The organism is Ruegeria sp. CL3 (assembly GCF_056536505.1).
On sequence record NZ_JBQFPT010000014.1, the window covers coordinates 71,355 to 91,077 of the forward strand.

23 protein-coding genes and 1 pseudogene are annotated in these 19,723 nt (G+C 55.4%); 16 read left to right on the forward strand and 8 right to left on the reverse strand.

All coding sequences use genetic code 11. The features are described from left to right. Positions 1–6 precede the first annotated feature (6 nt). The 5 genes from ACR0NO_RS19325 to ACR0NO_RS19345 all read right to left on the reverse strand — a co-directional run bounded on the left by ACR0NO_RS19325 (position 7) and on the right by ACR0NO_RS19345 (position 3,498). Complete coding sequence (locus tag ACR0NO_RS19325; protein WP_170642012.1) at positions 7–576, reverse strand: carboxymuconolactone decarboxylase family protein; 570 nt, start codon at positions 574–576, stop codon at positions 7–9. Positions 577–713: 137 nt separating this feature from the next. Continuing rightward, complete coding sequence (locus ACR0NO_RS19330) at positions 714–1,199, reverse strand: YHS domain-containing (seleno)protein (RefSeq protein WP_170642014.1); 486 nt, start codon at positions 1,197–1,199, stop codon at positions 714–716. A 48-nt stretch (positions 1,200–1,247) separates the two neighbouring features. Beyond that, on the reverse strand, positions 1,248–2,114 hold the full coding sequence (locus tag ACR0NO_RS19335) for a cysteine hydrolase family protein (RefSeq protein WP_170642016.1): 867 nt from the start codon (positions 2,112–2,114) through the stop codon (positions 1,248–1,250). A 161-nt stretch (positions 2,115–2,275) separates the two neighbouring features. Beyond that, positions 2,276–3,253: a helix-turn-helix domain-containing protein gene (locus ACR0NO_RS19340; RefSeq protein WP_480725148.1), complete on the reverse strand. Its 978-nt coding sequence runs from the start codon at positions 3,251–3,253 to the stop codon at positions 2,276–2,278. 20 nt (positions 3,254–3,273) lie between these two features. Further along, positions 3,274–3,498, reverse strand: coding sequence for a hypothetical protein (locus ACR0NO_RS19345; protein WP_480725150.1), 225 nt, complete (start codon positions 3,496–3,498; stop codon positions 3,274–3,276). Here ACR0NO_RS19345 and ACR0NO_RS19350 point away from each other — a divergent pair. Beyond that, positions 3,482–4,354: a bile acid:sodium symporter family protein gene (locus tag ACR0NO_RS19350; RefSeq protein WP_170642022.1), complete on the forward strand. Its 873-nt coding sequence runs from the start codon at positions 3,482–3,484 to the stop codon at positions 4,352–4,354. The genes ACR0NO_RS19345 and ACR0NO_RS19350 overlap by 17 nt on opposite strands. 463 nt (positions 4,355–4,817) lie before the next feature. Here ACR0NO_RS19350 and ACR0NO_RS19355 read toward each other — a convergent pair whose 3' ends face one another. The 3 genes from ACR0NO_RS19355 to ACR0NO_RS19365 all read right to left on the reverse strand — a co-directional run bounded on the left by ACR0NO_RS19355 (position 4,818) and on the right by ACR0NO_RS19365 (position 8,336). Continuing rightward, the gene (locus ACR0NO_RS19355; protein WP_170642024.1) at positions 4,818–5,771 is read right to left on the reverse strand and encodes a LuxR family transcriptional regulator; all 954 of its coding nucleotides are present in this window, start codon (positions 5,769–5,771) and stop codon (positions 4,818–4,820) included. A 207-nt stretch (positions 5,772–5,978) separates the two neighbouring features. After that, entirely contained in the window at positions 5,979–7,247 is a 1,269-nt protein-coding gene (locus ACR0NO_RS19360; RefSeq protein ID WP_170642026.1) for a helix-turn-helix domain-containing protein, read from the reverse strand. Between the two features lie 366 nt (positions 7,248–7,613). Further along, complete coding sequence (locus ACR0NO_RS19365) at positions 7,614–8,336, reverse strand: hypothetical protein (RefSeq protein WP_170642028.1); 723 nt, start codon at positions 8,334–8,336, stop codon at positions 7,614–7,616. Positions 8,337–8,491: 155 nt separating this feature from the next. Between ACR0NO_RS19365 and ACR0NO_RS19370 the strand changes: the two genes are divergently transcribed. The 15 genes and pseudogenes from ACR0NO_RS19370 to ACR0NO_RS19440 all read left to right on the forward strand — a co-directional run. Further along, entirely contained in the window at positions 8,492–8,848 is a 357-nt protein-coding gene (locus ACR0NO_RS19370; protein WP_170642030.1) for a hypothetical protein, read from the forward strand. A 48-nt stretch (positions 8,849–8,896) separates the two neighbouring features. Continuing rightward, the gene (locus tag ACR0NO_RS19375) at positions 8,897–9,310 is read left to right on the forward strand and encodes a thermonuclease family protein (protein ID WP_170642032.1); all 414 of its coding nucleotides are present in this window, start codon (positions 8,897–8,899) and stop codon (positions 9,308–9,310) included. 1,015 nt (positions 9,311–10,325) lie between these two features. Continuing rightward, positions 10,326–10,673: pseudogene (locus ACR0NO_RS19380) on the forward strand (lytic transglycosylase domain-containing protein); the annotation flags it as partial. Further along, positions 10,670–10,951, forward strand: a complete 282-nt coding sequence (locus tag ACR0NO_RS19385) for an HAD family hydrolase (protein WP_170574749.1) — start codon at positions 10,670–10,672, stop codon at positions 10,949–10,951. The pseudogene ACR0NO_RS19380 and the gene ACR0NO_RS19385, both read left to right, overlap by 4 nt. Before the next feature lie 3 nt (positions 10,952–10,954). Continuing rightward, positions 10,955–11,233 (forward strand): VirB3 family type IV secretion system protein, encoded by a 279-nt coding sequence (locus ACR0NO_RS19390; protein WP_152460684.1) that lies wholly within the window; start codon positions 10,955–10,957, stop codon positions 11,231–11,233. Beyond that, the gene (locus ACR0NO_RS19395) at positions 11,208–13,592 is read left to right on the forward strand and encodes a VirB4 family type IV secretion/conjugal transfer ATPase (RefSeq protein WP_480725152.1); all 2,385 of its coding nucleotides are present in this window, start codon (positions 11,208–11,210) and stop codon (positions 13,590–13,592) included. The genes ACR0NO_RS19390 and ACR0NO_RS19395 overlap by 26 nt, the downstream gene beginning before the upstream one ends. Further along, positions 13,589–13,726 carry a hypothetical protein gene (locus tag ACR0NO_RS19400; RefSeq protein ID WP_170425207.1) on the forward strand — a complete coding sequence of 46 codons (138 nt, stop codon included), beginning with the start codon at positions 13,589–13,591 and terminating at the stop codon, positions 13,724–13,726. Before ACR0NO_RS19395 ends, ACR0NO_RS19400 begins: the two co-directional genes overlap by 4 nt. After that, on the forward strand, positions 13,726–14,472 hold the full coding sequence (locus tag ACR0NO_RS19405) for a type IV secretion system protein (protein ID WP_152460682.1): 747 nt from the start codon (positions 13,726–13,728) through the stop codon (positions 14,470–14,472). The genes ACR0NO_RS19400 and ACR0NO_RS19405 overlap by 1 nt, the downstream gene beginning before the upstream one ends. Next, the gene (locus tag ACR0NO_RS19410; protein WP_152460681.1) at positions 14,469–14,969 is read left to right on the forward strand and encodes a hypothetical protein; all 501 of its coding nucleotides are present in this window, start codon (positions 14,469–14,471) and stop codon (positions 14,967–14,969) included. Before ACR0NO_RS19405 ends, ACR0NO_RS19410 begins: the two co-directional genes overlap by 4 nt. Then, positions 14,966–16,021, forward strand: a complete 1,056-nt coding sequence (locus ACR0NO_RS19415; RefSeq protein WP_152460680.1) for a TrbL/VirB6 family protein — start codon at positions 14,966–14,968, stop codon at positions 16,019–16,021. The genes ACR0NO_RS19410 and ACR0NO_RS19415 overlap by 4 nt, the downstream gene beginning before the upstream one ends. Before the next feature lie 17 nt (positions 16,022–16,038). Continuing rightward, positions 16,039–16,683, forward strand: coding sequence for a VirB8 family type IV secretion system protein (locus ACR0NO_RS19420; RefSeq protein WP_152460679.1), 645 nt, complete (start codon positions 16,039–16,041; stop codon positions 16,681–16,683). Next, positions 16,683–17,498 (forward strand): TrbG/VirB9 family P-type conjugative transfer protein, encoded by an 816-nt coding sequence (locus ACR0NO_RS19425; RefSeq protein WP_152460678.1) that lies wholly within the window; start codon positions 16,683–16,685, stop codon positions 17,496–17,498. The genes ACR0NO_RS19420 and ACR0NO_RS19425 overlap by 1 nt, the downstream gene beginning before the upstream one ends. Continuing rightward, the gene (locus tag ACR0NO_RS19430; protein WP_480725154.1) at positions 17,498–18,178 is read left to right on the forward strand and encodes a hypothetical protein; all 681 of its coding nucleotides are present in this window, start codon (positions 17,498–17,500) and stop codon (positions 18,176–18,178) included. The genes ACR0NO_RS19425 and ACR0NO_RS19430 overlap by 1 nt, the downstream gene beginning before the upstream one ends. A gap of 11 nt (positions 18,179–18,189) precedes the next feature. Next, positions 18,190–19,023, forward strand: a complete 834-nt coding sequence (locus tag ACR0NO_RS19435) for a TraB/TrbI/VirB10 family type IV secretion system protein (protein ID WP_170575215.1) — start codon at positions 18,190–18,192, stop codon at positions 19,021–19,023. A 205-nt stretch (positions 19,024–19,228) separates the two neighbouring features. Then, positions 19,229–19,723, forward strand: a 495-nt coding sequence (locus ACR0NO_RS19440; RefSeq protein WP_480725155.1) for a P-loop NTPase family protein, incomplete at its 3' end; no start/stop codon positions are given.

A 19,723-nucleotide genomic window follows, 5' to 3' on the forward strand; every position in this document is an offset into this window, starting at 1 on the left:
ATTGCGCTATTCAGCCGCCGCCGCGGATGAGGCGGTCCATGCATTTGGGACAAATGCATCATCCAAAGCCGTTTCCGCCACATGGTTCGTATAGTTCGACAGGATTTTCAACGCTGTGCCAAGGATGACTTCCAACATGGTCTGGCGGGTATAGCCAGCCGTCAGAAACGCCTCGACCTGTGCGTCGCTGGGCCAGCCTCGGCTTTCGTTGATCACGATGGCGAATTTGCGTAGTGCTTCCAATTTTGGGTCGGCGATAGGGCTGCCATCGCGCAATGCTGCGATGACGTCCTCGGGGACACCTGCCATCTGCGAAAGCGTGGTATGGGCGGCCATGCAGTATTTACACCCATTGAGCCGGTTGTTGGTCATCAGGATGATCTGACGCTCAGTCTCTGACAGGCCGGTCTTTCCAAAGATGTTGGAAAGTGTCGTATAGCCTTCCAGAATTGCGGGCGCTTCGGCCATGGCCGCATAAAGATTGGGTACAAAACCATACCCTTTCAGCGATGCTTCCAAAATTGGTTTCGCGGCATCAGGGGCTGAGGCGATTGTATATGTCTCAAAATCAGTCATGTCTGGTTTCCTTTGGGAAGAGCTTTCGACGCACGCGAATTGTCATTGCGGACAGGGCGTCTTGGAGAAATGCCGGTCTTTTGGGGAGGGGAGAGGCAGCGGTGGCTCCGACCGGCAAAAGCCACCAAATTCCTCGATCAAAGGGTGCCGACAGGCGTGTGGTGGATGTCTGCCCACTTCGCATGGGCGCCTTGGATCACTGTCTCTTTGTCCTCAAGGTACTTCTTGAAGATGTCTTCATTCACAAAGAGATAGAGCTTGCCGTCCGCGATATCGGCATACCGAACATCTCCATCAAGCTTCTTGCCTACATAGACGCCAAAAGCGCAGAACCCGCCGAATTGGGGCAAATTGGCCATCGGATCTGCTTCGAATGTTGCTTGCGCTGCCTGTGACGCAAAGTAGTAGTCCACACCATCATGGGTCGACGTGTAGGTGGCGTTGCCCATCTCGGGTTTCTCGGCATCAAACATCGACACAGGATCGACACCGTGCATGCCAAGCGGATGCCCGTTCAGGGTAAAACTGTTTGAGACGTTGTATTCATCTTCAGCCAGTGCGGCCGCCGCCAGGGCAAGAGTCAGCGCTGCTGTAAGTGCGGGAAGTGTAAAGATACGTGTCATGATATTTCCTTTCAGGATGTCAGGATCAAACTGGAAAGTTGGTTCGGGTCAGGCAGATTGGCCGATGCGCTTCACCGCGTCATCGGTCCACCAGACGCCATTGGCGACCATGCGGAAATTGATGATGGCTGCGAGATACCCGTCACCTTCAGGCACTTTGGCCCCGGCCGTCGCGTCGCGAACGACAGCAACCTCGTAGCCCAGTTCCAGCAACTCGTAGAGATGCGCTTGCGTGCACAGGTTCGCGGACATCCCCGCAAGAATCACCTTGTCGATCTTGCGCTTGCGCAACTGCAGGTTCAGGTCGTTCTGAGCGGGGCTGTAAACCTTGTGGGGCGAGCAGACGACGGTTTCGCCATCCTCGATGTACTTTTTGTATTGCGGCATCCAGTCGGCACCAGAGCCTTCGAAGTTGTCCAGGTTGAGTGGCCCGAGACGGTCAAACATGCCGATGCTGTGCATCGTGGCTTCAAGCGTGCCTTCGAACTCCCACTTATGGTCATGCGGGTAGTAATAGTGCGGCGAGATGAAGACCGGCATCCCGGCTGCTTTGGCGGCGATGAAAAGCCGTTCGATATTGTCGACGGTGCCCTGTTCGGTCACGCTTTCACCAACGACGCCCCACGTCACACCGTCCTCGGACAGAAAATCGATCTGGGGGTCGGTCACCACAAGCGCGGTGCGCCCCGGTTCGATAGTCATGTCGATTTGGGGAAGGCCTGGGTTCTCCGGGTCAGCGTAAGTGGCACGAGCCTCTTCGGTTGCTGAAAGGGCCTGCCCACCGGCAACGATTGTTGTACCCGCTGCAGCAGCCCCAGCGGCTTGCGTCAGAAGACGGCGGCGCGCCATGTCAACGCGTTCGGGCGTGACGTCACAGCCGCAGCCGGCTTCATGTTTGTGGTCGTGATTGCTCATTGCAAATTTCCTTTGTCTGAGAGGGGCAAAGCGGTCTGCCTTACTCGGCAGCGCCCCAAGTGGATCTGACAAAGAGGAAATTAGGCGCCACATTGGCCGAGGTATTGGCAGGCCCTGCCAAGGTTTTGACCGAACCTGCCATGTGGTCTTGAGGTGTGCGCCTAGTCGGAGGTCGCTTGCTGCCGGAAACGAGCGGGTGCTTGGCCGACCCAACGCTTGAAGGCACGACTGAACGTGCTCTGTTCCGAAAACCCGGTCATAAAGGCGATCTCGGCGATGGAAGCCTTACCGTCACGGAGCAAGTCACGAGCAAGTGCAACTTGCGCCTGACCGAGAACGTCGCGATAGGTCATCCCTTCTTCGGCCAACCTGCGGTAAAGTGTGCGCTCGCTCATTCCCATCTCTTGGGCGACATGCGCCGCCTGCGGTGCGCCGTTACTTAGGGCTGGTGTAAGTCGATGAACAAGTGCGTTGCTCAGTGAAGTGTCATCATCCAGGGAATTGAATTCCTCATCCAGATGTTTCGTCATGAAATCCGACAAGCCCGGATCGCCAAGACGATTTTCGCATTCGAGCATAGCAGGGCGCATCGCGATGGCGTTATGGTCAGTACCAAATTGCACCGGACAACCAAAATGCTCGGCGTAACGTTCAGGCTCTTGTCGGCACACATGTTTGAACGCGACATATTCGAGCGACAATCCAGTACCCACAAACCGATGCATATTCCGTGCAAAGGCGGCAAGCGCGCATTCGTTGCGCAATTCCAAGGCGGCGCGATGCGGTGTTTGCCCTTCAAATATCCAAAGGACAGGATCGCCGGTTTCATCAAGTCTGTAAACTGCGGTGTCCGTGACGAGACGAAAATAACGCTCGATCCGTTGCAAAGATTGCCGCAAGGTCGGAGCTGTCTTTACGGCCAGGCCAAGGACGCCGAGATCATCGGTCGCAATCGCGTTCGCATAGGCCTCAACCAAAGCAACCTCATCCGCTTGTTGCGCACGAATCCAATCGATCAGATCGAAATAGGCATCATCCGCCAATTGGCCGTCTTGAGCCTCTGGCAAACGCAGCAGGACAGCGCCATTCGAAATCAGAGCGCCATCGTCGTTTAGCGTCATCCCGGCGGCATTGGCCATCGCGCGCGCGAATACATAGGTCACACTTGCCATTCACCACAAATAGCATTGGAAAGCTCTTCTGCGCCAGATCGCCCATGCCCGCGATCTGCATCGCACATTAATACTGTCTCGATCAGCAGGCGTATGAGGAAAAAGGCGCCAGACTGATAAACCTCGTCATCGGATTTGCGAAACGGTATCTTTGGATAGCGCGTGAGAAGCATGCAGACACCGAGGTCAAAGCAAATGGGCGAAGTTTTCATATCTGTGCTGCTGCCGCTCGCAGTTGTTGCAATCATGTTCTGCCTTGGCCTCGGACTCACAGCGGCTGACTTTCAACGCATCGGACGACGTCCACGTGCCTTTTGTGTCGGCGCTCTCAACCAGATCATTTTGCTGCCTTGCATCGCTTTGATGGTGATCTTTGTTTTTGGAATTTCTGCCGAGACAGCCGTTGGTATCATGATTTTGGCAGCCTGTCCGGGCGGGGCGATCAGTAACATCGTGACCAAGCTTTCGAATTGGGATGTCGCTTTATCCGTTACTCTCACAGCAGTCTTCAGTCTGACTTGTGTCGTTACCGTACCGCTTATCCTGGGGTTTTCGATGCAGATGTTCATGGGGGCAACTGCGCCCGCTATCGACATCTCTTCGACGGCTTTAGCAATGTTTTTTTTAACAGCTTCACCGATCCTAGTCGGTGTGATGGCGCGGTCATTGGCGCCGCGAATTGCAGCCGCTGTCGAACCAGTCTTTAGCAAGGTCTCTTTGCTACTTTTTGCGATGGTCATCGGAGGCGCGATCATTTCAAACTGGGTGGTGGTCGCGGATAACTACCTTAGGCTTGGACCCGCACTTTTTGTTGTAGGTGCGTCACTCACGTTTATTGGCATCATGAGTTCAGGGATGCTCGGATGCACAGACATCGAGGCGAAGACGATTTCAATTGAGACCGGCGTTCAAAACGGAGCTTTGGGGATCGCAATTGCCACCTTGCTATTGCCTAACACCAATGGGTTAAGCGAATATGCCATCCCATCCGCAATTTATAGCGTGGTCTGGATCGTAACAATGTTGCCTGTCTTCGCTTTCCTTGCGCGAAGAAGCCCAATTTCATGATCCTGCCGCCTATTTGCTAGCTCTGGTTATGGGCTGGGCCAAGTCCCGTAGTTTCCATGCCAGAGCGCCATCTGGCCAAAGAGCGGTTGTGGAACATCCAATCCCTCTCTGGAATGGCCGCCTTGGCGAATTTCGCTATCAAGAAAAAACTGTTGCCGCGAGTGTAGAAGGATGCTGCATCAACGAGAGTTTAAAATCCAAGATCAGTTCGTCCGCGTCTCGATTGTTGAAGACGGGTGCAGCGAAAGACCGCTCCCGTCAAAATGATGCAAAAGGGCCCTTCTTTTTTGCGGCGCCGACGGCCGTCTGTGCATCACACCAATTTTCTTTGTGCATGACAGACGCAAAAAACCGTAGGCAAAACACTCTTACAAACGCTGGTTAGAGCGGCGTAATTGCAATTATGTGAAGTCTGCAAATCCGCAGTTTCTAATAGAGCGAAGAGGGGCTCGGCCGACCTGGTTCACAGATATCTGATCCATAGGGCCCGATCGTCTGAATCTCCGACCACTTCGGTGATTTCAGCTGGGTTGAGGCCAAATTCCACCACCAGATCTTCGACCTGAACTGAGTGGAAGCTATCGAGACTTCGCGCCAGTCGGCCTTGTTCGAAGGCGATTAGCTCGTGAGATTTGCCAGACCAACGGACGATCCCGCCGCAGAGCGTCCGATGTTCCATATCGACCAATTCTGCCACGGGATCGGCAAAGAAATCGCTCCATTTGAGAAACCCTGTACTGACAGCCCGCGCAACCGCTTGTTCGATCGTCCGGCTTTTGAGCTTGGTGGTGATCGAAGATATCAGCGCATCCACCGTTCGAGAGCAGTTTCCCGTCTGTTTGGCAATGACAGACGGTATCAAACCCGACGCAAGCATCTTCAGGACATCCAATTCGTCACCAGACAGGGAGTCCGATGGAAAGTTGAAGACGGTTTCGATGACGTCCAGCGCAAGCAAGTGCAATATCTGGGCTTCGTGGCGCAGGGCAGGGAGCATTGTCGCGATCAATGCCTCCCATTCGGCACGAGGCGCATTGGATGTGACGGTAAACACGCCACGCTCACCAAAAGGATTAATGACCGGAATAGTCAGGCCATTGCGACCAACGCCAAACCGTCTGGCAGCTTCAAAAAGCGCTGCATAGTCAGTCTGGTTGTCGAATGCTGTCCAATCAATCGGGGCGATCATAGTGGCACCGAACCGAATGAGGGGATCGGCCAGGATCAGGTCGTTTTCGATGTAATGCCTGGTCCATTCAGCCGGAAACGTGGTGCAGCCGTGAACGATGTTCTGCGACTTGTCGATATGGGCATAAGAGGCGTTCTCAAATCCAAACCTGTGGCAAATCTCCTGAAGACGTGCCTCCCCGGTTTGCCGGAAATCCAACTCAGAGCTGCCAATATCTGCGATTTTCATAGACCGTCTTTCTGTTCCGCGCTGCCGATGAGGCCGCATAGCAACCTAAAGCTGAACAAACTACTCGGGATTTCCCGTAGCCAATCACAGATGCGAATACCGTTCTGTTCAGAAGACGGAAACAGAGCGGAAACCTGCCGACAAGGCACGTGATTTTGAAAAGCTGGCGACGCAACCCTCATAGGGTTGTGAAACATCCTTTCCGCCCTAACGAAGCCCATGGTCTTCCTCCCGCGCTCTTCGCGCCAGCAGCCCCATGAAGCTGGAAATCAGGTTCAATTCTCCGCGTTCATCTGCCTGAACCATGCCCCGAAGATATCCTCCTGGATTGACGATCTGCGGCAGTTTCGGATCACTCAGCCTTGCGTCTGTGATCAATCCAGCCAGGATCGCACCCATGAGCGTCAGTCGATTGATCGCCTCATGCCAGGCGGAGATATTGGTGCCGATCTCAGACAGCCGGGACCAAACACCGGCCTCGATCGCGTAGAGTGTCGGGATGGGGCTCCGATCGCCGCCACCCGCGATATCGATATGCATGCGCAGCTCGGGTGAAGCCAAGTCATAGAGAATACGATTGTTCATCCGAGGCAGCTTTTGGGCCTTGTGCGCCGCCGCATCCGTCGGATGATTGCTTTCTAAGCAATGCGCAGGGCCGTCAGGCCCGGAGCCAGAACAATCTGGTTCCGAGGCTTCAGCCGAGGGCATTGAATCCTCGCCATCGGCGTTACAGGACAGGATTTTTTCTTCAATTTGGTCTTGTATATGGGACCCGAAATAAGCTTCGGGCGCACCCGAAATTTCACCGGGTTTTGCGACATGCCCATCGATGCGTTTCCAAAGGTCATGAGCGGCCTGAACATGGCATTTGAGCTGTTCCAAGGACATGTATTTCAGTTTGTCGGAACGCGGCCAGGACCGAAATGCCTCCATCATATCCTCACAGCCTTTAGGAGGGCAGGGGAGTGAAACGAGCACCGCCAATCCGTGTTTCACATATCGGTAAAGCCGTGACCGATCCCCGCGCAGCGCGTCATGTTCTTTCTTGTCTGCCTTGTTTTGTGCTTCTGCGTCGTGCATCTCGGGAATGAGGTTCAGGGCGGGCGTCAGGAAGAGGCCAAGCCCCTTACGCTTGCATCGCGCCCCATTTTCACCAAGCCTGCGTTCAATGAGACCAATGGCTTCCAGGTTGCGCTCGTGATTGTGGATCGTCCGATCTGTCAATCTACGCCCGGCAATGAGAGTTTCCTGACGGGCATAGCAAAAAGGTTCCTGAGACGGGTCGCGAAACGCGTTTGGAGAGATCATGTCGATGATGATTTCAAAGGTGCGAATACACTGCGCCGATGCGCCTCTGATCTGGGCATAACTCACGCAGAGCTGCCGAAACCGGTCCCGATTCCAGCCGTCTGGCAAGCCGTTGTGGAAGCGCTTCGGGTTTTGAAACCGGGTCGTTGAGATCTGTCGGAAACTCATGGCTCCATCCTCGCTTGGCGAGAGTCCGGTAGACACGCACAGTGTCGCACGGTGGTAACTTGAGTTTGGTGGATTTGCTTCATGTTTTGTTTCTCGTTTGGGAAGCAAAGCGGGTCGAACCTCGGCACTGAGACAAAGAAAATCCATTCGCACAGATGCGTTTATCCTTGTCAGATATTTGGGAACTTCCTATAAATCAGGTGATCAAACTTGACTTAAGAAGATCCCCGCTGAGGCCCCGCCTTGCGGGGTTTTTTTGTTTCTGGGGGCTAAGTTGTCCTCTAGGCCAAACGGGCTGGTTGCCTATACCGCTGGCAAGTCCACTAGCCTTTGCAGGAGCAAAGTGTTCACCCGCGAGCCGGCACGTCAGTATCGAATGAGTTCGTAATCGCTGAACCCTAATGTGTCTGTCCACTCGACACCAACGCCGCGGAAGTAGCTGGGAGGCTCACAGCGATTGCCAAGGGGCAGCCATGCTGGGATTGGCGCAGGAGCGTGATCTGACCAGTGAAAGCTCGCGTTGTCGTCATATGTGCCAACCACAAGATCAAGTGAGCGCTCACAATCGCCCTCCCGTGAACGACGGCGATAGCTGTAGTGGCGCACATCCCAAACTCTGACGGATCTGACAACGTCGAAATCGGGTGAGGAAAGATCGACGCTAATCGGTGTGGCTTGAAAGCTATCGCCAGACTGGCCATGAAATGCCTGAATCTCTTCTGTTGAGATCGCAGCATCTACCAGCAATGGCTCTGTCGTATCGTCAGATGGAAGCTCTGGAATAGGGCTGGCACTGTTGCCTTTGATTGCGCCCAGCCTTTCCATGGGGCTCAAGCCTGAGAAGCTCTCTGAAGCGTTCATTGGACAGCGCCACAGTTGCAGCGGCGGTTCGACCGGGTAGGGTGTGATGCGCCGAATGAACTCCGCCTTGGCTGCGACGCAATCAGTCGAACTTGGCCAACCTCCGGCGAGGCAAAGGAATATGGCACAGTCAATTGGATAGGCACTGGCCTGCGTGGCCGGCAGTGCAGCGAGTGCAACTGCAAGGGCCTTTGCGCGAGTTCTATTTCCGGATTTTGAGTGTTTCAAGATGGTCTCTCCTGCTTGCGAATCGCCTAAGCAATATTCGGCCAATATATTTCTGACAATCCAATATCGTATATTGGCGTACTTTCTTATATTGACGTAGATTGTGTTTTAGTCCACAACTTTTGGATGTAGAAGACGGCCCATAGGGGGTCGTCATGGCGGACAACAAGAGACAATACACTGTGGTAACCATCGAGATGGTCCGGGGCCTGAAAGAAGATCAGGTTCCCTTTACATGCCGCTACGAATTTATCGGACTCGCTTCCCTTGGACGACCTAAGTACCACTGCATTTACAGCTCGCCGAACTATGTCGGAGCCTTGTGCAAGTCGAAGATCTCTCGAGCGGGCGCTGAGCCCAGAGAGTTCGATCTTTGGCCGGGTCTCTTCAAACATCATCAGGAATTTGGTGATGGGCGCATTCTCTGCGTCAAATCAGACTATACGATCGAGTCGATTACCCCAGAGGGTCTCGAAGCAGCTCAGGCCCTGGACGCGCAATCCAAAACCTGATCGTTCACGTTCGAGAACCTGGCTCATCAAAATACTGGGGCAGGGCACATGAAACGGCTCTTGCTTCTCAGCGCTGTGCTCGCGTCTTTGTTCTTTGCTGCGGTTTGGATTGAACCATCAAAACAAACAAAGGTCCTGAGTGCATCCGAGGTGATTGCCGTTGATGGTGACACCATCGACCACGGCGACGACCGCTACCGCCTCATCGGTTTCGACACACCTGAGACTTACCGGCCGCAATGCGCAGCTGAAAAGGCTCTGGGACTGCAAGCGAAAGCAAGGCTGAAAGAGCTCATCCAGACGGCGGGCCAGATAGAGTTGATCATCCACCCGGAGCTAGACGTGCATGACCGCTTCCTGGCGGTTGGGCGTGTGGCTGGGCAGGACGTCGGGACCATCCTGATTTCAGAAGGTCTTGCGCGCCCGTATTCGGGCGGCAAACGCCGGTCCTGGTGCGGTTGAAGGAAAGGACTGAACAACAAATTACAGAAAACGGAACAAAATGACTGAGCAATGAGCGGTCCTGTCGATTGCGCCAACAATCGACAGGACAAGAAACGCCCCAAATCCATCCGGGCATTCCTCCAACATCAAGAGAGAACTGTACTATGGTAAAAACAGCAGTCCTAGATGCCAGACCTAAATTGGGCAGCACCGCGCCAGAGTCAATGGGCGCAACCCTGGACAACCTGTCTGCACCGCCGACCGCTTAGCGCTGTCTGACGATTGAGGCGCGCAGGGCATCCCGACAATTCAACCAAACTTTCGGGCTGAGAGGCCCAAGCTGCACAACAGCTTGGTGCGGAGCTTGTGAAGGGTGTTGCGCTGTGTTGGAGCCCTGAAATCCTCCGTCTCCGCAGCGTCCGGCCTTATGCCTCGTAATGACTATTATGTAAACTTTGCTGACCTAATTATGGGAGCCGGAATGGTGCCCTCAATGGCCTTCGACACTCCAAGAACTCCTGGAATCAAGCCCGGAAAACTTCGCGACAAACTCTCTTCGATGCATGTGGTGCTACACCGAAGAGAGAGCGTGGTGAAACCCGCATTGGGGTGTACTCACCACATTGCCGCTACCCACAACGCAGTCGGAGCGGCACCTTTAAGGCTACGCAGGTCAAACCCTTTCAAACAATGTGAAATCACATCCGATAACGTTAATGTTAGCCAGCCATTTCGAGCGTTTTGCCGTCGCTCCGGGACGTTCATCGTGCTGTGGTTCGCCGCGTGCAACTCGGCCTTTTCCCAAGTCATCGAATACGAGTCCGATGGCAGCGTGTTTCTCAACGGTGCGCGGGCGGAAATCATTGGTGGCATCGTTCGTCCGATCCGGATGCGGGAATACACGCTTGAAGAACAACCGGAAGAAACAAAATCCAAACCACAGGAAAAGATCGAGATAGCGGGTAAAGCACCGCGGCCTCGCAAAGCCTCGGGTGGCTGGTCGCAGGATCGGATTGTCAAGGAAATCTATGCAGCGGCGGAACGGCATGACGTTCCGGCCGAGCTGTTCATGGCACTGGTCTGGCAAGAAAGCCGATATCGGGCTGATGCGCTGTCGCCCAAGGGTGCGATAGGTTTTGCGCAACTCATGCCGGGAACGGCAAAAGACCTGGGCGTGAACCCAAGAAACCCTGCGGAAAATCTCGACGGTGGTGCCCGCTATTTGGCAACGCAGTACCGCGCGTTCGGAACCTGGAAGCTGGCGCTTGCCGCCTACAACGCCGGGCCTCACCGCGTCGTCGAATACGGCGGCGTCCCCCCCTTCACCGAAACCCGTAACTACGTGCGGATCATCCTAAGCAAAGTGAGTAAAGACCTATGAAAAGAACCCACTTCTACCAGCAGATGGCGTTTTTCGCGATCACTGCGTTCATCATCACAGCAGCGCCCGCCTCCGCTGGCTGGCTGCAAGATGCCATTGGCGATTTCATCAACGAAACGCTGGCCGACTCGAAGGTCGTTGGCGTCAGCCTTGCCGCAGTCGGCTTCATCTGGGGCTGTCTCGCCTATGTGTTCGGCTGGGGTTCGCTGAAAGGCCCGGTAATCGCTATCGTCGTCGGCGCTGTTATCGGCCTCGCTGATACATTCATCGGAGCCTGATTGATGCCGCGCCGCAATACGGTCTTTCGCGGCCTGAGCCGCCCCGCAGAATGGGGCGGCCTACCCGTGATCTATCTGCTGGTGATCCTCGGGATGACAATGCTGTCGTTCTTCATGTTCGGGATAGCGCCAGCAATCATTGCGGGTTTTGTTTTCTACACCGGGCTTCGCCTTTTTTACGAATGGGAACCGGCTTTCTTCCGCGTCCTGTCCGTAACCCTTTCCAAAACTCCGCGCACCAAAAACCGCCAGCATCATGGGGGAGATTACTATAGTGCCTAAGCCTGCTGCACAGGATTTGTGGACCCTTGCCCGCTCGTTGATCGAGCCGAGCTGGCGCAAGGATGAAATGAGCCTCTTTCAGATGTTGCCGTATGGCTATGTCGTGGACGATGAGGTCATTTCCACACGCAACGGTGGCCTTATCGCCGCTGCGGAAATCACCGGAATCAACGCAAACACGCTGGACGAAAACGAGTTCGAGTTCCTGGCCGAACGGTTTGAGCGTGTGTTGCGCACAACACCCAACGAGGTGGCGTTTTATGTTCATCGACTGACCGTCCCGGCTGAAACTGGTCATGTCATCACAGATCCAACCGGCTTTGCCGGTGCAGTAGCGCAGGCCATGCGCTCAGCGTCCGTCGATGCAGAGCTGAAAGAACGCAAGATCATTATCAGCGCCATTCTGCAGAAGCGCCAGGATGAACGCGCCAAGCAAATTTTCGGCATGTCGTCTGGAACGATAGACGAGGAACGCCGCGAAATGATCGAGCAGCTCGATGGTGTGTTCACAACACTGGCGGGCACGCTGGGCGAGGCCCGTGTTAGCCGGCTGAAGCTCAGCGAGGGTCGTTGGCTGGGTTACTATGGAATGCTGTTGAATGGTCGGTATCAGCCGATCATTCATACGAACATTGCAGAACCCATTGCCTTTAACATGCCGCAAGAGGACGTGCTGTTTCAGGGCAAGACGGGCAAACTTATGTCTGGCGATGACCAGGAGCGGTCAATTCGCGTCTATTCCCTGAAGAATTATCCGATGGCGTCGTTCCCCGGAATATTCGATGGGCTGGACCTGCCGGTTGATGTCGTGATTTCGCAATCGTTCCTGCCGATCAGCCGTGCGCAGGCGCAAGAAATGGAACGCCGCAAATCGGGCCAGATGCGCTCGGCTGGCGACAAAGCGACATCGCTGCAAGACGACTTGTCCATCCTGGCAGATGGGATTGCGTCAGGCACGATGTCTCTGGGCAAGCACCACCTGTCGATCTGCGTGTTCGGGACAGAGGAAGATCTGAAAACCGCCGAAAAACACATCATCGGTGAAATCCAGATTTCGGGTGGCACGGTGAAGCGCGAAGCGATGTCGGCCCGTGCCGTGTACTTCGCACAGCACCCCGGCAATTTCGCGTTCCGCGCCCGTGAAGAACTGATCACGGACCAGAACTTTGCGGATATGGTTGCGTTCCACATGCGCCCCAAAGGGTTGGATGCGGAAAAGCTACCTTGGCCGGGGCCATTGGCGACTTTCCCGACGACACACGGGGACAGCTACGATGTTTCGCTGCACCTTCCCAAGACCAGCAAAGACGCTGAAAACCTGCCCTCCGGCCACACAATCATTCTGGGGCCGAACGGATCGGGTAAAACTGTGATCGCGATGCTGCTGGCGACAATGGCGGTGGCACAGGGCGCGCGGATCATCGCTTTTGACAAAGACCGGGCAATGGAGGCTCCAATGCGGGCGCTCGGCGCACAGTACACCCGCGTCCGAGTTGGTGAACCAACAGGCATGAACCCATTTCAAACCGAGACGGATGAGGCTGGGCAAAGCTGGCTCGCCAATTGGGTCATTGCCCTATTGAGCTATGACGAACCACTGACCACCGATCAGAAGGATGAAATCACAAGGGCTTGCCAAGCCAATGCCACTTTGCCGCCTGCGCTTCAGAACTTCGATTCACTGGTGGAACGGTTCAGAGCCTTTGACGATGACAAGAACCTGTACAAGCGTGCAAGTGAATGGGCGGGCGAAGGCCGCTTGTCCTGGATGTTTGGCGAGGGTGGCTCAGATCCGTTTGCTGCTGGCGACCGTCATCTTGTGTTCGATATTTCTGAGGTTCTGGATGACGAATTGGTGCGGCTGGCATGGATCAGCTACGTCATGCGCCAGATTGAACGCCGCTGCGCCACCAAGATACCCACTGTCTTTGTGATTGATGAAGCATGGGTAATTGCTGGCAACCCTTATGGCGCTGGCATCCTCATAAATGCCTACACCACGTATCGGAAGCTGAACGTCATGATGATGATGATGACGCAGATCCCCGATCACCTCCTGTCGTCAGCGGCAAGTAAGTCGATCCTGGAAAACACCAGCACGCAACTCTTGTTCCCCTCTCGATCCGGCAATGAAGCAGACTACCGGGCAATCGGCTTGAACGATTCAGAGCTGGGCGCGCTGAGGGCGCATTTTGGCGACCGCGTAATGCTCATGAAGAAAGGTGATGAGAGTGTTTGGCTCGATGTCGATGTCGGCGCGCTCGGCCCGCTTCTTCGTGTTCTGAGCGGATCAGACGGAAAATCGTTCCCTGATCCTGACTGGCGAAAAAACCCCAACTTCTGGAAGGAAATCACATGAAAGCCCGCCTTGTCATCACCCTTGTAGTTCTGGCCGCTGTCTCGGCCTGCACCAGCACCTATTCGGGCTATCGCAGCAAATGCGCCTGTGACTTTGAGCGCATGACCTCCCCTGAAAACTTGGAGTTTGTCTGATGGATATTTCAAAGAAATTCCGCACAACCATTGCTGTTTCGGTTCTGGCCGCCCTGCCAGTTATGACGGCAGCCCAAGGTGTTCCGACCATCGACGCCACGGCCATTGCACAGGACGCAGCCAATTCGGCCCGCGAAGTCGCGGAAATGGTCCGCCAATACGAACAGCTGATGCAACAATATGAGAAGCTCGAGCAGCAGAGGGCACTGCTCGAAAACTCCCTCAAAACCATCAGTGGTCTGACGGATCTGGACCAGTTCAACAGCCGCAGCTTTCTGAAACTGGCAACGGCAGCTGACACGCTTGGATACGCCTTGAACGCGACCGAAGATACGATTGGCGATCTTCCAGGCGTCGCCGGACTCGCGATGGAACGCCGATCAATCAGCCTGGGGCTGAACAATGGAATCCTTAAAGAATTCAGTACGTCAGACGTGCCAGCCCGGCGCATTCTCTCGGAGCGAGGTGGCGCTGGCTTGATGGCATCGGCCTTGGGTGAGAATGGCTATGACATGGCCGGTCAGCTCTCCGAAGATGCAGAAAAGCTGCGCGGTGAAATCGGTCAGCAAGAAGATCTGAAGGATGCAATCGACTACAACACGGCGGTTCTCCTTAAACTCCTTCAGGTTGAAATTGAAATCTTACGCGCAACCTCGGCTAATGCTCTGGCGTCGGGCACGGATCTGGCTGCAACCGCTGCCGATCTTTCGACACTCAGCAACTATGTACGAGGAACCTCACAATGAAACTCCGCTCAACTCTCATCCTGACCATTGCAGCCGCCGCCGTTATGTCGGGGGCTGCATCGGCACAGGTGAAGCTGCGCCCATCACCCAAGGTCGATATGCCGTTCGGTGAATATCGTAAGTGCCTTGGGTACTCGGGTGCGCGTGAGTACGGTCGTCAATTCGTCAAAAACGATCAAGCGCGCATGGCCGAAGCGGGCCAATCCGCAGACAAGCAGCCTCTTGTGACCAACTGGTCGGTGGTGATCCTGAATGAACAGGTCATCGCTGCGCACGAGGCCACCATCGAGCAATGCATTCTGCGCAAATCTGGCGAGACCTTCAGCACCGAATGTCCGCTGGGCGGTTTAAGCCGTGAGGACGCCGCCCAAAAGGTCGGAGCTGACCAAGACGAGTTTTGGACCCAACCGTCCGACAATCTTGCCGCGCTGAAAAAAGAGCAACGGACCCGTCTGGAAGCTCTGCGCCCTGCAATTGAGGAGGCTTGTGGGCCGTGATCCAAGATTTCGTCAGCTCGATTGAGGCTGCGCTAAATAACTTCTCGCAGCAAGCATACAACAGCCTGGCGGCGGATCTAGCATCCGCCCTCTGGGCAATAGCCGCGCTGATCTTCGTGGCAATGCTGATCAACGGTGTGCTTCAAATCCGAGAAATCGGGTTTGGTGGCTATGTCGGCTGGATCATTCGGGCGACGATCATCATTGGTATGGCTTCTAGCTGGAGCTTCTTTCAACCCATTTATCAGGGCATTTCGAGCCTCCCAGACACGATTGCCGGAGAACTGACCGGCACAACAAATGTCTGGGAAGCACTCGATGACATTGCGCTTCAGTGTTTCTTGATGGGCCAGCAGGCTATTGAAAACGCAACCTGGGGTCTGAGCATCACCGGGGCTATTCTCTGGGTTGTTGGGGCTGTCATCGTTGCTTTTGGCACCGGCATGGCGCTGATCGCAAAAGGCGGTCTAGCGGTCCTGCTGGGTCTAGCGCCTGTTTTCATCGCAACGCTGCTCAGCTCGGCAACAGCCAATATCTTCGCAGCCTGGGCGAAAACGACTGTTGGCCTGATCATGGTCATCGTCGTTCTGACAGGCATCGTTTCTCTTATTCAGGCCCTTTTCAGCTCCGAACTGACCGCTGTTGAGGATGTGAACAATATGGAGGCCAGTGGCCGGTTTTTGGCGATCTGCATTGTTTCAATCGTGATGCTCACGCAGATCCCGTCGCTCGCGGGCGGGATGTCGGGTGCAATCGTTTCGGCATCCTCGGGTCTTGCCGTGGCAACTGGTGCTGCAGCAGCCGCAAGAAGTGCATTGGGCACTGCAAGCGACGGCGCAAGGGGTGCAGTAGCCGGTGGGAAAACTGCCGCTGCTATGGCTTCCGCAGCACGTGACGGGACTGGCGTTCGTGACAGCGCGTCTCGCGCAATGCAAGCGCGTCGGGACATAGCGCACAGAGCCCGAAATCAGGATGGGGCAGCTCGTCAGAGCTACGCCGCTGACCGTTACCGGCAGAGCATTCGACAAGCTCGCGCCAATAAATCTTCATAAATCGAGGTACAGAGCAAATGTCACACGTGACAGATCACGAAAAAGAACTCTTTCTGGGCGCACGCCGCGATGCCTTCAAATGGCAGGTATTCGGCATGGTCGGCATGGCAATGGGCGTGGCCTCTATGATTGGCTGGGCGATGCTCCTTCCCCTGAAGGAAATCCGCGCGGTGCCATTCTCCATTGATCCGGACACGAAACTGCCGGTCCTGCTGACTGAAAAAGTCGAAGAACTGGAACCTTCTGAGGCGATGGCCTTCCGTGAAGTCGCAAATTATGTGCGCGACCGGGAAACCTATGATGTCCAGGACAACAACGAGCGCCTGAAATCGGTGCTGCGTCGTTCTGATGAGCTGGCCGAAACGTCCTACCGCGAACTGTGGGACGGTTCGAACGACAACCATCCTGACGAAATCTATACGCCCAAGACAAAGGTGCAGACCGAAATTCTGGGCGTCTCGCCGGTCAACGATGAGACGGTGCAGGTCGAGATCCGCAAGTCCCTGATCGTGCCAAACCAAGCAACGGCCTCAGCCCGCTACGTGGTCACTGTGACCTACGGGTTTGAGGAAAAAATCGTGACGTCGATGGATGAGCTTCTGGAAAATCCGTTCGGCTTCGTCGTCACCAACTACCGCGTAGACGCCATAGGGAAGGTCTGATGCAGCGTTCTTTCAAAACACTCACCGCCACCGCCGCAGCAGTTTTGGCATTCTCTACGCCTCTGCTCGCTGAAATCACACCGACGCCAGACGGAAAGAATGCGGATCATCGCATCACGCATTTCCATTACGTCGAGAACCAGGTGTACCGCATCACTGTAGGTGAACGCCTGATTACCTATGTTCACTTTCCGCAGGGCGAGACCGTCCGCAGCATTGGCGCGGGCGACACTGAGAGTTTTCAGATCACCCGCCTGCAGGAAGGTCGCGTTATTGCGTTCAAGCCAGAAATCCTGAACTCGGATTCAAACCTGACCGTCCTGACCAATCGCGGGACATACAACTTCTATCTGGTTCCGGCCGAGAGCGCCGCCGAACGCAAACGTGTTCCATTCCGGGTCACGTTCTACAACAAAAACAACAGCGGCGGGACCACAACGCGTCGCGGCACAGTCGCTCGGAGCGAGCCGAAGCCAACTGGCCGGTTTGTGAACCAGAACTATTCGCGCTCGGGCAAAGCGGACTTTGCGCCCACCGCCGTGTGGGATGATGGCGTTCACACCTATATGCAGATCCCGCAGGATGCGGAGTTGCCGGGGATTTTCCGTGTCCTGCCTGATGGCCGCGAGCTGATGGTGAACACCACAGTCAAAGAGCGCGGCATTATCCAGGTGCAGGGCCTTTCCGACCTTTGGACACTGCGCATCGAAGACACTTCGATCTGTGTACGAAACGATGGCGACGCGTTTCAGCAGGCGAGTGCAACGGGCAGGCCCGTTACTTCACAGACAGTTAAACCGGGGGGCAGCAAGTAATGGATCGCAATCAGACAATTGCGGCACGGGCGGCGGCTGAACAGCCGTCGCAACGTGTCCGGAAGAAGTTCGACCCAAAGAAGCTGATAACCGTTGCGATCGCAGGCGCGGTGTTCCTGGGCTTTGTATGGTTTGTCATGGGCCATGAAAACAAAAGCACGAACACGGGTGTCCGCGTTGACGCTTTGCAACAAGGTGGTGGCGAGCGATACGGGCTTTTGACCGCACGGGGACCAGAGGCCGATGAGCCGGAACCAGAGGCTTTGCCCGAGGAAATTGAGGTGGCAACACCGGCAACAGTGCCGCAGGTCGATTCCGAAGGGCTGAAACAAGCCTTGAAAACTATCGAGCAACAGAACGGTCGGATTTCCGATCTGCAAGACGAGCTGACGGACGCCAAAGTTTCGCTGTCCGAAAAAGACGGTGAAATCGCAACGCTGACCCTGACCAATGAACGCCTTCAGGTCAGATATGATGAGCGAGAGAAGAAGTTCCAGACGGAACTTGCCCAGGCCATCGCAGATGCGGAGGCCCGGGCACTTGCCAGCGTAAGCCACCTTCAGGCGCAAGGTCTGACCGATGACGAGCGGCGCAGACTCGAAGAACTGAAGAAGATGCGCCAGCGGCAGAACCAGTCGGACGGCATTGTGTTCGATGAAAACCCATACGGCAGAAACTGATGGAGCTGACGATGAACAGAACAGCACTCACCCTCGCCCTGGTCACGTTGGCCTCAAGCGCGATGGCACAGGACGCACCCGGTCAAAACTACCAGCCGATCAATGGTGGATCGCAGCCGGTCATTTTCCAACCCTTCCCTGCAGCGCCGCAGCCGGTTCAAGTCCAGCCAGACGACACCCGCCTGCCTGAAGATCAACGCGGCTATCAGGAAAACCAAAACACGACATGGCAAAACAATCTGGTCGAAGAATATCCCCCCATCGTCGGGGCCTCGATCATTGACGATCCGTCGCGCACCCTGACGCAAGGCACGGTTTTGTCGGCTGTGTTCGGTGGCGCGGTCAGCTCGGAGTTGCCCGGCAGTGTCGTGGCGACGATTACACGTGGCGTCTACTCGATGGACGGCACGCGTTTGCTTCTGCCGCGCGGATCGAAGCTCTTTGGCGAGTATCGAGCGGACACGACATTGGCGCAAACGCGCATCATGATCGTTTGGAGCCGTGTCATCACGCCTGACGGCCTGTCAACTCAGGTCGGATCGGCTGGTACGGACGGTCAAGGCCGGACTGGTGCGACCGGCAGGGTGAACACACACTTTGGGAAACGGTTCGGAACTGCAGCGCTGTTGTCCATCATCGGCATTGCGCCGGTGGCACTGGTCTCTGACAACGATAGCAACAACTCGGTTCGCACTGATCTGGCAACGCAAGTGGGGTCTAACCTGCAGAACGCTACGGCAGCGGCGCTTGATGAATACCTGCGCATTACTCCGACAGTCTTTGTCGATCAGGGCAGTCGCATCAACGCCATCCTGCAGCGCGACGTTGTGTTCGATAGCTTCTGAGCGCGAGCCAATGAGCCGACCGCCTCAGCAGTCTTTCCGGCCGCTGCCAGCATGATCGAGTGCGGTAGCGGCCTTTTTTGAAGCAAATTCAGCACTTTTTGGAAGCAATGAATCTTATGTGGATGCCTTCGTGTTCGAGGCAAAGCCGAGATGCAGCGAAGGCAACCTCCAGTGTTCAAAAAAGTGCTCTACCAAGGACAAGAACATGAGCGGGCGGAACGGCAATAGCCTTCTGGAATACTATACAGGCAAGATCGAGCATCTGTTGCACGATGAAAGCCTGAGCGAAATTTCTGTGAATCCTGACGGATCGGTCTGGGTCGAAGAAATGGGCACAACACACATGACCAGGACAGACATTACTCTGAACAGAGATGATGTGGAAAACATCGGGCGCTGCGTGGCCGGATTCAGCGATGTGACATTCGGAGAAAAGAAGCCGATTGCGACGGCCAACGTGCCGACACAGCAGGGTAAAGCGCGGGTGCAGGTTGTGATTCCGCCAGCAACAACCGGCGTGGGGTCCGTGGCGATCCGCCTGCTCCGCGTGAAAACCGTCGATCTGGGCGCGTTCAGCTTCGCCAGCAAAGAGGCGGCGTTGGCAGAAAACAATGATCACAGCGCGCTTGAAAAGGCTCGGGCTGCTCTCGCTGCCGGAACAATGAACTTTGACGAGCTGGCCGACCTTGCGATGCTAAGC

Coding starts and splice junctions, on each gene's coding strand:
- ACR0NO_RS19355 (WP_170642024.1), bottom strand. CDS start 5,771: ATGAAAATCGCAGATATTGGCAGCTCTGAGTTGGATTTCCGGCAAACC.
- ACR0NO_RS19390 (WP_152460684.1), top strand. CDS start 10,955: ATGCCGCGCCGCAATACGGTCTTTCGCGGCCTGAGCCGCCCCGCAGAA.
- ACR0NO_RS19405 (WP_152460682.1), top strand. CDS start 13,726: ATGGATATTTCAAAGAAATTCCGCACAACCATTGCTGTTTCGGTTCTG.
- ACR0NO_RS19360 (WP_170642026.1), bottom strand. CDS start 7,247: ATGAGTTTCCGACAGATCTCAACGACCCGGTTTCAAAACCCGAAGCGC.
- ACR0NO_RS19370 (WP_170642030.1), top strand. CDS start 8,492: ATGGCGGACAACAAGAGACAATACACTGTGGTAACCATCGAGATGGTC.
- ACR0NO_RS19400 (WP_170425207.1), top strand. CDS start 13,589: ATGAAAGCCCGCCTTGTCATCACCCTTGTAGTTCTGGCCGCTGTCTCG.
- ACR0NO_RS19420 (WP_152460679.1), top strand. CDS start 16,039: ATGTCACACGTGACAGATCACGAAAAAGAACTCTTTCTGGGCGCACGC.
- ACR0NO_RS19335 (WP_170642016.1), bottom strand. CDS start 2,114: ATGAGCAATCACGACCACAAACATGAAGCCGGCTGCGGCTGTGACGTC.
- ACR0NO_RS19375 (WP_170642032.1), top strand. CDS start 8,897: ATGAAACGGCTCTTGCTTCTCAGCGCTGTGCTCGCGTCTTTGTTCTTT.
- ACR0NO_RS19330 (WP_170642014.1), bottom strand. CDS start 1,199: ATGACACGTATCTTTACACTTCCCGCACTTACAGCAGCGCTGACTCTT.
- ACR0NO_RS19350 (WP_170642022.1), top strand. CDS start 3,482: ATGGGCGAAGTTTTCATATCTGTGCTGCTGCCGCTCGCAGTTGTTGCA.
- ACR0NO_RS19435 (WP_170575215.1), top strand. CDS start 18,190: ATGAACAGAACAGCACTCACCCTCGCCCTGGTCACGTTGGCCTCAAGC.
- ACR0NO_RS19385 (WP_170574749.1), top strand. CDS start 10,670: ATGAAAAGAACCCACTTCTACCAGCAGATGGCGTTTTTCGCGATCACT.
- ACR0NO_RS19325 (WP_170642012.1), bottom strand. CDS start 576: ATGACTGATTTTGAGACATATACAATCGCCTCAGCCCCTGATGCCGCG.
- ACR0NO_RS19395 (WP_480725152.1), top strand. CDS start 11,208: ATGGGGGAGATTACTATAGTGCCTAAGCCTGCTGCACAGGATTTGTGG.
- ACR0NO_RS19345 (WP_480725150.1), bottom strand. CDS start 3,498: ATGAAAACTTCGCCCATTTGCTTTGACCTCGGTGTCTGCATGCTTCTC.
- ACR0NO_RS19340 (WP_480725148.1), bottom strand. CDS start 3,253: ATGGCCAATGCCGCCGGGATGACGCTAAACGACGATGGCGCTCTGATT.
- ACR0NO_RS19410 (WP_152460681.1), top strand. CDS start 14,469: ATGAAACTCCGCTCAACTCTCATCCTGACCATTGCAGCCGCCGCCGTT.
- ACR0NO_RS19430 (WP_480725154.1), top strand. CDS start 17,498: ATGGATCGCAATCAGACAATTGCGGCACGGGCGGCGGCTGAACAGCCG.
- ACR0NO_RS19425 (WP_152460678.1), top strand. CDS start 16,683: ATGCAGCGTTCTTTCAAAACACTCACCGCCACCGCCGCAGCAGTTTTG.